The sequence below is a fragment of the Acidovorax sp. HMWF018 genome (assembly GCF_003061035.1).
GTDB lineage: Bacteria > Pseudomonadota > Gammaproteobacteria > Burkholderiales > Burkholderiaceae_C > Acidovorax > Acidovorax delafieldii.
The window spans coordinates 565-10,428 of the sequence record NZ_QAIM01000526.1 but is presented as its reverse complement, the minus strand read 5'-3'; the positions used below and the strand labels follow the sequence as shown (position 1 = coordinate 10,428).

The 9,864-nt window shown below is 64.3% G+C and carries 11 protein-coding genes and 1 pseudogene; 5 read left to right on the top strand and 7 right to left on the bottom strand.

Features of this window, described 5'->3' with window-relative positions:
- From DBR23_RS31515 to DBR23_RS22325, 3 genes and pseudogenes are all read left to right on the top strand, one after another.
- Positions 1–190, top strand: a pseudogene (locus tag DBR23_RS31515) (chemotaxis protein); the annotation flags it as partial.
- A gap of 51 nt (positions 191–241) precedes the next feature.
- Positions 242–502 carry a hypothetical protein gene (locus DBR23_RS22330; protein WP_108499618.1) on the top strand — a complete coding sequence of 87 codons (261 nt, stop codon included), beginning with the start codon at positions 242–244 and terminating at the stop codon, positions 500–502.
- A gap of 18 nt (positions 503–520) precedes the next feature.
- The gene (locus DBR23_RS22325) at positions 521–1,018 is read left to right on the top strand and encodes a MarR family winged helix-turn-helix transcriptional regulator (protein ID WP_108499617.1); all 498 of its coding nucleotides are present in this window, start codon (positions 521–523) and stop codon (positions 1,016–1,018) included.
- Positions 1,019–1,068: 50 nt separating this feature from the next.
- On the opposite strand, the gene DBR23_RS22320 is transcribed toward DBR23_RS22325, so the two are convergent.
- From DBR23_RS22320 to DBR23_RS22290, 7 genes are all read right to left on the bottom strand, one after another.
- The gene (locus tag DBR23_RS22320; protein ID WP_108499616.1) at positions 1,069–1,845 is read right to left on the bottom strand and encodes an enoyl-CoA hydratase-related protein; all 777 of its coding nucleotides are present in this window, start codon (positions 1,843–1,845) and stop codon (positions 1,069–1,071) included.
- 23 nt (positions 1,846–1,868) lie between these two features.
- Positions 1,869–2,861 (bottom strand): tripartite tricarboxylate transporter substrate binding protein, encoded by a 993-nt coding sequence (locus DBR23_RS22315; protein ID WP_056058282.1) that lies wholly within the window; start codon positions 2,859–2,861, stop codon positions 1,869–1,871.
- A gap of 57 nt (positions 2,862–2,918) precedes the next feature.
- On the bottom strand, positions 2,919–4,562 hold the full coding sequence (gene aliA, locus DBR23_RS22310; RefSeq protein ID WP_108499615.1) for a cyclohexanecarboxylate-CoA ligase: 1,644 nt from the start codon (positions 4,560–4,562) through the stop codon (positions 2,919–2,921).
- Between the two features lie 70 nt (positions 4,563–4,632).
- On the bottom strand, positions 4,633–5,790 hold the full coding sequence (gene aliB / locus DBR23_RS22305; protein WP_108499614.1) for a cyclohexanecarboxyl-CoA dehydrogenase: 1,158 nt from the start codon (positions 5,788–5,790) through the stop codon (positions 4,633–4,635).
- Between the two features lie 20 nt (positions 5,791–5,810).
- A complete protein-coding gene (gene badI, locus DBR23_RS22300) occupies positions 5,811–6,593 on the bottom strand; it encodes a 2-ketocyclohexanecarboxyl-CoA hydrolase (protein WP_099730828.1) in 783 nt (260 codons plus the stop codon).
- A gap of 37 nt (positions 6,594–6,630) precedes the next feature.
- Entirely contained in the window at positions 6,631–7,398 is a 768-nt protein-coding gene (gene badH, locus DBR23_RS22295) for a 2-hydroxycyclohexanecarboxyl-CoA dehydrogenase (protein WP_108499613.1), read from the bottom strand.
- Between the two features lie 533 nt (positions 7,399–7,931).
- Positions 7,932–8,957, bottom strand: coding sequence for a LacI family DNA-binding transcriptional regulator (locus DBR23_RS22290; RefSeq protein ID WP_108499612.1), 1,026 nt, complete (start codon positions 8,955–8,957; stop codon positions 7,932–7,934).
- Positions 8,958–9,125: 168 nt separating this feature from the next.
- Here DBR23_RS22290 and DBR23_RS22285 point away from each other — a divergent pair, with 168 nt between their 5' ends.
- Together DBR23_RS22285 and DBR23_RS31510 are read left to right on the top strand one after the other, a co-directional pair.
- Positions 9,126–9,647, top strand: coding sequence for a gluconokinase (locus DBR23_RS22285; protein ID WP_233250671.1), 522 nt, complete (start codon positions 9,126–9,128; stop codon positions 9,645–9,647).
- On the top strand, positions 9,644–9,864 hold a 221-nt coding region (locus DBR23_RS31510), incomplete at its 3' end, for a TRAP transporter small permease subunit (protein ID WP_233250670.1). The genes DBR23_RS22285 and DBR23_RS31510, both read left to right, overlap by 4 nt.

Here is a 9,864-nt window from a genome sequence, read left to right as displayed (position 1 = left end):
GCAGAACGCCGCGCTGGTAGAGGAGAACGCGGCCTCGGCCATGCAGCTCAACGGCCAGGCGCAGACCATGACCGAGACCGTGCAGGTGTTCCGCATCGACGCGTCGGCACCCACCCAGTCGCGCGATGCGGTGGCGTTACGCAAGGAGATGAAGGCCTCATCCAGCAGCCGGGCGCTGGCGGCGGCCTGAGCCCACACAGCCGCATGCGCTACAGCGCGCGATGACGGTGTTGTCGCCCCTATGGTCCGCCCGCTCGCAGTGCCGAGGGCGTTGGCGCCGTTGCGCGACCGCTTTCGGTGGGTTGTGGATTTCGATCAGCAGCAGATCGCCAATGATTGTGTTGCGCACCGGGTGCTTGAATTCATGCAGTCCGAAGGGCAAGAGACAAAGCCGGTGGTTGGGTTGATCGTGATGGTGTGGTGTGGTGTGGTGTGGTGCGGGGTGGATGTTGAAGTGAGACAATATGTTGACTTGATTGCCGCGCGGTTGCAGTCTGCATAACCCACTAAGAACTCACGCATGCACCACCCTGATTCCAAAGCACAGATCGCCCGTATGGAGCTGGCTAACCGGTTGTTTTTTCGGCTGTACCAATGTGCGAACTTGTTGCATAAAACCGGTTCGCGAGCGGTGGAGAGCGAGGGGCTGACCACGCAGCAATGGGCGGTGCTGGGAGCCCTTTCGCGCGAGGAAGCGCAGCAGGGTATGGGGGTGAACGAGCTGGCGCGCTACCTGTTGGTCAGCCGCCAGAACCTCGCGGGGGTGATTGGACGCCTGGAGCGCGATGGCCACATCTGTATGGAGACCGATGAGAAGGACCGCCGCTCCCGGCTGATCAAGATGACCGAGTCCGGACGCATGACGTGGCTGGTCAAGGCCCGGCCCAAGATCAATGCCTATTACGAGCAGGCGCTGGAGGAATTCTCGGTGGGAGACATCACCCACACGCTGCACTACCTGCTCAAGCTGCTGGACAACATGCAGCGGCTGGATACTGGCGCGGAGTCCGAGGGCTGAGCCTGCTCAGGACTTCCCGCTGCCGGTTGGGGGCGATCGGGGCCTTCAGCTCAGCGATGTTCGAACGCTGGGGCGCGTTTGTCCAGGAACGCGTGCATGCCCTCGTGGGCGTCGGCACTGGCAAAGCGCTCGTACAGCGCATGGCGCTCAAACAGAATGCCTTCGGTCAGCGGGCTTTCCCAGGCGCGGTTGATGGATGCCTTGATGGCCATGAGTGCGGGCAGCGAGAAGCTGGCAATCTGCGCCGCGAGGGTGAGCGTGCGGTCCAGTAACTCGGCGTCGGGTACGACGCGCGAGACCAGACCATAGCGGTCGGCCTCTTGCGCATCGAGCATGCGGCCCGACAGACACATGTCCATCGCCTTGGCCTTGCCGATGGCGCGCGGCAGGCGCTGCGTGCCCCCGGCGCCCGGCAGCATGGCGAGCTTGATTTCAGGCAGCGCGAACCGGGCTGATTCAGCGGCAACGATGATGTCGCAGGCCAGGGCCAACTCGCAGCCGCCGCCCATGGCAAAGCCTGCCACGGCCGCCAGCACCGGTTTGCGCACTTGGCGAATGGTCTCCCAGTTGCGGGTGATGAAGGCGCCCCGGTACACATCCATGAACGACCAGTCGGCCATGACCGCAATGTCGGCACCGGCCGCAAATGCCTTGGTGCTGCCAGTGAGGACGATGGCGCCGACATCGTCTTCCGCATCGAAGGCCAGCAGGGCGGCGCTCAGCTGGTCCATCAGGGCGTCGTTGAGTGCGTTGAGCTGCTGGGGCCTGTGGAGCGTGATCACACCCACCCGGCCCCGGGTTTCCGTCAGTACCAAAGCATCATTCATGGTGGGTGTGGCGGGTGGCCGGGTCAGTCGATGTTGATCTTGGCTTCCTGGATCAGGCCAGACAGCAGCTTGGTCTCTTCGGTCAGAAGGGTGCGGAACTCGGCGTTGTCCAGGCCCACGGGCTCGGCGCCCAGCGATTCATAGCGGTTCTTGGTGCTGGGCAGGGCCAGCACCTTGGCGATCTCCCGGGCCATGCGGGCCGTGACGTCTGCAGGTGTGCCATTGGGGGCCCACATACCAAACCAGATGTCCAGCTCCGCACCCTTGAAGCCCAGCTCTGCCAGCGTGGGTACATCCGGGAAGAACGACGACCGCTTGGCCCCCGCCACGGCCAGCATGCGTACCTTGCCTGCGCGCACGTGCGGGAAGGCAATGCCTGGGTCAAAGACATAGTCCGCCTGGTTGGCCATCACATCCTGCAATGCAGGCGCTGCGCCCCGGTAAGGGATGTGCGTTGCAAACACGCCGGTGACCTTCTTGAACAACTCGCCCGCCAGGTGCGGTGGCGTGCCGGGGCCTGCGGAGGAGTACGACAGTTTGCCCGGGTTGGCGCGGGCATAAGCCACAAACTCCCTGGCGTCCTTGAAGGTGGACTGGGGCTTGACCACCAGGTACATCTGGCTGCGGCCCACGCCCGCGATGGGCGTAAGGTCCTTGGCCGGGGCAATGCTCTGCTTGAAGAGGAAAGGGTTGGCCGTTTCGAACGAAGTAGGCGCAATCAGGAAGGTGTGGCCGTCTGCAGGTGCGCGAATCACTTCGGCCGCTGCCACGTTGCCGCTGGCGCCAGGTTTGTTGTCCACCACGACGGGCTGGCCCAGTGCTTCGGTGAGCGACTGGGCCATGACGCGTGCCATCACATCGGTGGTGCCGCCTGGGGCAAAGCCGACCACGATCTTGACCGGCTTGGTGGGCCAGGCCTGCGCATGCGCCGTGCCGATGGCGCCCAAGGCACAGAGTGCCAGGGCGGCAGACTGGATGAGGCGTCTGCGGATGGGGGAAGGTTGGCGTGTAAGCATGTCGTTGTCTCCTGCTGGTTTGTTGTGTAGTGATCGACGGGAAAACGGTGGCAACCTTCAGGCAACCTGTTCGCGCAGCATTTCGCGCAGCTTGAACTTCTGGATCTTTCCGGACGGTGTGGCTGGCATCACGTCTCGCACGATCAGGCGCTCGGGGATGTACTGCACGGCAATCTTCTGGTCCTTGAGGAACTGCACCAGGCCTGGCAGGTCGATGGTCTGCCCGGGCTTGGGCACCACCACAGCGCAGGCCCGCTCGCCCAGGCGCTCGTCAGGGTAGGCCACGATGGCCGCCATGGCGATGGCGGGGTGGCGGTAGAGCAGCGACTCGACTTCGACCACCGGAATGTTCTCGCCGCCGCGGATGATCACGTCCTTGCTGCGGCCGGTGATGCGCAGGTAGCCGCGCTCGTCGATGCGGGCCAGGTCGCCGGTGTCGAACCAGTCGTCGGCGTCGGTGGCGTTCAGATGCGCGCGGTGCAGGTAGCCGCCAAAGTTGGAGCATGAGCGCAGCAGCAGCTTGCCGGGCTCGCCTGGCGGCAAGGCGTTGCCGTCCACATCCACCACCTTGATCTCCACGCCAGGCAGTGGGCAGCCATCGGTGTTGAAAGAGCGTTCATCGTCGTCCTCCAGACGGGTGAGCGTGACAGCGCCGTTCTCGGTCATGCCCCAAGCCGAGACGATCTTGGCGCCCAGCGCCTTGCGCGCCTGTTCCACCAGCGGACCAGGGATGGGCGCGCCAGCGCACAAAAAGGTGTGCAGGCTGGGTACGGCTACGCCGCTGTCGGCCACCGTACGCGCCAGATCGGTGAGGAACGGCGTGGAGGCCATGGTGAAGCTGGACTTCTCTGCATTGATCAGTGCAATGGCCTTGGTGGGCTCCCACACGTCCTGTAGCACGGCACTGGCCTGTAGGAGGATGGGCATGATCAGGCCGTACATGAAGCCCGTCTGGTGTGCCATGGGCGAGGCCATCAACACCACGTCGTCGGCACCCAGGTGCAAGCGCTCGGCGTACGGGATGATGTTGGCCATCACGGTGTTGGCCGAGTGCATAACGCCCTTGGGCTCGCCCGTGGTGCCCGACGTGTAGATGAGCTGGGTGACTTCGTCGGGGCCGGGGCGGTGGGCGGTCAGGATGGCTTGCGCATCGGGCTGCTGTTCCCATTCGGGACCGCTGAGCAGGGCGTCAAAGCTGTTGGCACCACTGCCACCGACCACCACCACATGCTTGAGGTGCGGCAGGGTGGGCTGGAGGGCGGTGATCATTTGCTCAAAATCAAAGCCCCGAAAGGTTTGGGGCGCAATCACCACCTTGGCCTCGCCATGTTGCAGCATGAACGAGAGTTCGCGCTCGCGAAAGATGTGCATCAGCGGGTTCATTACGGCACCGATGCGCGAGCAGGCCAGGTAGGTCAGCGTGAACTGCCACCAATTGGGCAACTGGCACGCCACGATGTCGCCCCGGCCCACGCCCAGGCGCGATAGGCCCACGGCAATGCGATCAGCCATGCGTGCCAACTCGCGGTAGGTAAAGCGGGTGGTGGTTCCCGTTTCCACTTGCAGCGCGGTCAGCGCCAGCTTGTCGGGGCAGGTGGCCACGCAGGCGTCCAGCGCATCGTTGATGGTGCGGTCACGCCAGTGGCCTTCGGCCACCCGCTGCGTGCGGCGCGGGGGGAGCAGTACAGCGTCAAATTCCATGGTCTTGTCTCCTGGTGTTGTTGTGGGTGATCCGTGGCCTGCGGTGAGCTGTGGTGACTTGGGGGGGCGCTCAGGCAGGCACAAACTTGCGGCCGGCTCGGGCGCGGGCGATGATGGTTTTCATGATCTGCGCCGTGCCGTCTCCGATCTGGAAGCCCAGCACGTCGCGCAGGCGCTGCTCCATCAGTCCGCGGTCGTAGCCGCCGTGGCCAAAGCACAGCAGGCATTGGTGGATCACGTCGTAGGCCAGCTTGGGGCCCCACCACTTGGCCATGCCGGCTTCTGCGGTGTGCGGCAGGCCCTTGTCCTTGAGCCACAGGCCCTGCAGGCACAGCAGGCGAGCGCCTTCGACCTCGGTGTCGTACTGCGCCAGCGGATGCGTCACGCCCTGGAACGCCGACAGCGGCTGGCCGAAGGCCTGGCGCTGGGTGATGTATTCCCAGGTTTCCTCCAGCGCCACGCGCGCCACGGCCAGGCATTGCAGACCGATGAGCGAGCGCGAGAAGTCAAAGCCGTGCATTACCTGCACGAAGCCCTTGTTCTCGTCGCCCAGGCGGTGGCTGATGGGCACGCGCACGTTCTCGAAGAAGATCGAGCCGCGGCCAATGGCGCGTTGGCCATGGCAGTCAAAGCGGTTGGTGGTGATGCCAGGTGTATCCATGGGCACCAGCACGGCGGTCACACCATGCGCGGCCTGCTCCGGTGTGCCGGTGCGACCAAACACCACGGTGATGTCGGCCTGGTCGGCGGCCGAGATGGAGGTCTTTTCACCGTTGATGACGTAATGGTCGCCATCGCGGTCTATCTTCAGGCGCAGGTTGGCGGCGTCGGAGCCGCCGCGCGGCTCGGTCAGGGCGATGGCGCAGATCGCTTCGCCTTGAATGAGCTTCTGCAGCCAGGGGCTGACCACGTCAGGGTTGCCATACTTGGACAGGATCTGCGCGTTGAGCGATGCCAGCAGATTCAGGTACGAGAAGCTCAGGTCGGCGCGGGCAATCTCTTCGTGGATCACGCCCGCAGCCAGACACCCCATGCCCAGTCCGCCGAACTGCTCGGGCAACTCTGGCACGATGAACCCGAGCGTGCCCATTTCACGCAGCAGGGCGCGGTCCAGCACCCGGGTCTTGTCGCGCTCCAAAAAGCCAGGCGCGACCTTCTCCTGCGCAAAGCGGCGCACCGTTTCAGCCAGTGCCTGCAGGTCTTCGTTGATGTACGGGTTCGGGTTCATCGTTCTTCTCCGGCGGTTGCTTACTTCACGTACTTGCGGAATTCGGGCTTGCGCTTCTCTTTCAAAGCGTTCACGCCTTCTCGCGACTCTTCGGTGTCGTAGTACAGCTTGAGCGCATACATGCCCAGGCCCGCAATGCCGGCCTGGTGGGCGGTGTCTGCGTTGAAGCTGCGCTTGGCAATGGCCAGCGCGGTGGGGCTGCGCTCGCACAGCTCTTCACCAATTTTTTGCACTTCTGCATCCAGCTCGTCGTGCGGGAAGCAGAAGTTGGCAAGGCCCATGGCCACGGCCTCGGCGCCGCTGTAGCGGCGGTTGAGGTACCAGATCTCGCGCGCTTTCTTTTCTCCGACGACCCGGGCCAGGAAAGCCGTGCCGTAGCCGGGGTCCACTGAGCCCATCTTGGGACCGACTTGACCGAACTGCGCCTTGTCGGAGCAGATGGTCAGGTCACAGATGGTGGCCAGCACGTTGCCGCCGCCGATCGCAAAACCTTGCACGCGGGCGATCACGGGCTTGGGCACGTCGCGGATGGCGGTGTGCAGCTCTTCCATAGGCAGCCCAATGGTGCCGCGGCCGTCGTAGTTGCCGCTGTGGGCCGATTGGTCGCCGCCAGTGCAGAAAGCGCGATCGCCAGCGCCGGCCAGCACGATGGCGCCCACATCACGGTCATAGCCGGCCTTGTTCAGCGCCTTGATGATTTCGTCGCAGGTCTGACCGCGAAAGGCGTTCATCTTGTCGGGCCGGTTGATGGTGATCCAGGCCACGCCGTTGCGCACTTCGTACAGGATGTCTTCGAAATTCATGGTGTTCTCTCGGTAAAGGTAAGGAGGTATCCGGGGATCAACCGTGCATGGTCAGGCCGCCCGACACGCTGATGACCTGGCCGGTGATGAAGCCCGCGTCATCGCTGCCAAAGAAGGCAATGGCGCTGGCCAGGTCATCGGGCTGGCCCAGGCGGCCCAGGGGGATAGCGCTGCGAAACGCTTCCAGCAGCTTGGCGGGGTCGCGGGCGCCTTCAGCCACACCGGCCAGCAGTGCGGTGTCGGTGGGGCCGGGGCAGACCACGTTGACGGTGATGTTCTGGCGGGCGTGCTCCCGGGCCAGCGTCTTGGACAAGGCCACCAGCCCTCCCTTGCACGCGGAGTACACCGCCTCGCCGGACGAACCACCGCGCGCCGCATCGGACGCGATGTTGACGATGCGGCCGGTCTTGCGCTCTGCCATGCCGGGCAGCACGGCGTGCAGCATGTGCAGTGCACCCGTCAGGTTGATGGCAATGAGCTTGTCCCACTCGGCAGGCACGGTCTTGGTGAAGGGCTTGAACACATCCCAGCCGGCGTTGTTGACCAGCACATCGATGGGGCCCAGGGCAGCTTCCGCCGCTGCCACGGCGGCGTCCACCTGGGGGCGCTGGGTGATATCGCACTGGAAGGCCTGGGCCACGCCCCCTGCAGCCTGGATGCCTTCGGCCACTTTCTGCGCAGCCTCCAGGTTCATGTCGAACACAGCCACCTTGGCGCCTTCTTGGGCAAAGCGGCGGCTGGTGGCCCCACCAATGCCGCCGCCGCCGCCGGTCACGATCACGGTCTTTCCATTCAGATTGCGCATGGTTCTCTCCTGAGTAGTTCGGGGCACACCCCCTGCTACAACAGCAGGGGTAATTAAGACAACATATTTGCATATCGTAGTGACGCGAATTGAATGTGTCAAACAGTTGTCGTTTACTGCGTGGTAAGTGTTAACCCGAATTTTTGAAGTAAGCGATGGATTTGCCCGTAGATAAGAACACCTTTGATAAAAACTTCTTGTTGTTTTTATGAAAATATATTGTCTTAAATTGGGGTGAAACCTCTGTGCGCTGAGTCCGAGTCGCATGCTGGGTAGGAGGTACCGCCGCGACGGCGTGCGCTGCGTGACTGTCAGGGTTTCGTCCCGTCTGCAGAGCCGGTGGGAGGCGTGAGCTCTGATGTGGGCAAAGGGGGGCGCACGCGACGGTTGTGGCGTGCGACGGCGCTCACCCTGGCCTGAGCGATAGTGAGGGGATGGGTTGTCTGCGCGAGACGAGCGACCGCGCTGCCGCCGGGTCTTGGCGTAGGTCTGGGCGGCGCTGTGGCGTCCGGTGGGCGCCGCGGAGAGAGGAGTCAGGTGCTCTCGCGCACCGTCAGCTCAAACCCCAGATTCACCGAGTTGTGCTCTGGCACCTCGCCGCGCATCAGCGCCAGCAGCATGCGTGCGCTGGCCTCGCCCACGGCGGAGCGTGGCGTGTGTACCGTGGTCAGCGGCGGCAGCATCTGGTCGCTGCCTGCCAGGTCGTTAAAGCCCGCAATGGCCACTTGGCCGGGCACCGACAGACCCAGGCGCTGCGCGGCCAGCAGGCCGCCCTGGGCCAAGTCGTCATTGCAGAAGAACACGGCATCGACACCGGGGCGGGTGCGCAGCAGCTCTTCCAGCAGTTCCCCACCCAGCCGCATCGATGAGGGCTGCGGGCTCAGCAGCTCCAGCTTGGGGTCGTACAGGCCCGCTTCGCGCAGACAGCGGCGGTAGCCCTCTGCGCGCTGCATGGTGCGGGGGTCCAGCTGGGCGGCTACAAAAGCGATCTTTCGGTAGCCACGCGCCAGCAGGTGGTCCGTCATGCTGTGGCCTGCATCCTGCTGCGAAAACCCCACGCAGAACACGCCGGGGGCCGAGGTCATCTCCATCAGGTGCACGCAGGGCACGCCGCTGGCGGCAATCAGGTGGCGCGCGGCCTCGGTGCGGTCAAAGCCGGTGACCAGCAGCCCGGCCGGACGGTGCGCGAGGTAGGTGCGCAGCAGCTGCTCCTCCTCTTGCGGGTCGTAGTGCGTGACGCCGATCAGCGCCTGGTAGCCCTGCGGGAACAGCGTGCGATGCACGGCCTCCAGCACGTCCACAAACAGCGCGTTGGACAGCAGCGGCACCAGCACAGGCACCTGCACGCTGCGCTGTGAAGCGAGTGCGCGCGCTGCGGGGTCGGGCACATAGCCCAATTGCTCAGCGGCGGCTTTTACGCGCTGCACCAGTTCTTGCGCCACGCCGCGTTCTCCCCGCAGGGCGCGGGAGGCAGTGATGGGGCTGACCTCGGCGGCCTTGGCCACGTCGCTCAGCGTGATACGGCCGCTGGAGCGGCGTTTTGTCTCGGGTTTGTTCAAGGGTTAACCCTCATGGGGGTTGGATTTGATCTGGTTAGGATAGCGCTGTCCAGGCTGATGGGCAACGCAACAAGAGCCATTTTGGATGAAGTTGCAGAAGTTGCCACAGATGGTGCGGCATCCAGAGCGGATGCCTTTTTTATGGATTGTTTGGATAGCGCTACCAATATGAGTTTTCAAGCGTCACCGGCTTTTGTGGTCGTCATGGGCGTGGCGGGCTGCGGCAAGTCGAGCCTGGGTTCCGCCCTGGCCCAGGCCGAGGGCCTGCCCCTGATCGAAGGGGACGACCACCATAGTCCCGCCAGCCGCGAAAAGATGCGCCAGGGCATTGCATTGACCGATGCAGACCGTGAAGGCTGGCTGACCACCTTGGGGCAACTGCTGCAAGCCCAGCCCCAGGGCGCGGTGCTTACCTGCTCGGCGCTCAAGAGGGCCTACCGGGACCGCTTGCGCAATGCTTACCCCGGTCTGCGTTTTGTCTTTCTGGAGATCGACCGCGCCAACGCCGGCCAGCGGGTGGCCGCCCGCGCGGGCACCCATTTTTTCTCCAGTGCCTTGGTGGACAGCCAGTTCGCCACGCTGGAATCCCCCGTGGGCGAAACGGGCGTGCTGCGCCTGGATGCATTGCTGGACCTGCCCACGCTGCAACAACAGGCCTCAGCCTGGCTGGCAACGAAGGAGACCGCATGAGTTCCCCTGCACAACATGCCGTGCCACAGAGCCGCTTTGCGCGGATCTCCCAGGTGCTCATGGCCAGCTGCCTGGGCGTGATGGCCGTGGCCGTGTTCATCAACGTGGTGCTGCGTTACGGCTTTGGCAGCGGCGTGGCAGCCAGTGAAGAACTGTCGCGCCTGTTGTTCGTCTGGATGGTGTTCATCGGTGCCGCAGCGGCCTATCCGGCAGGCGA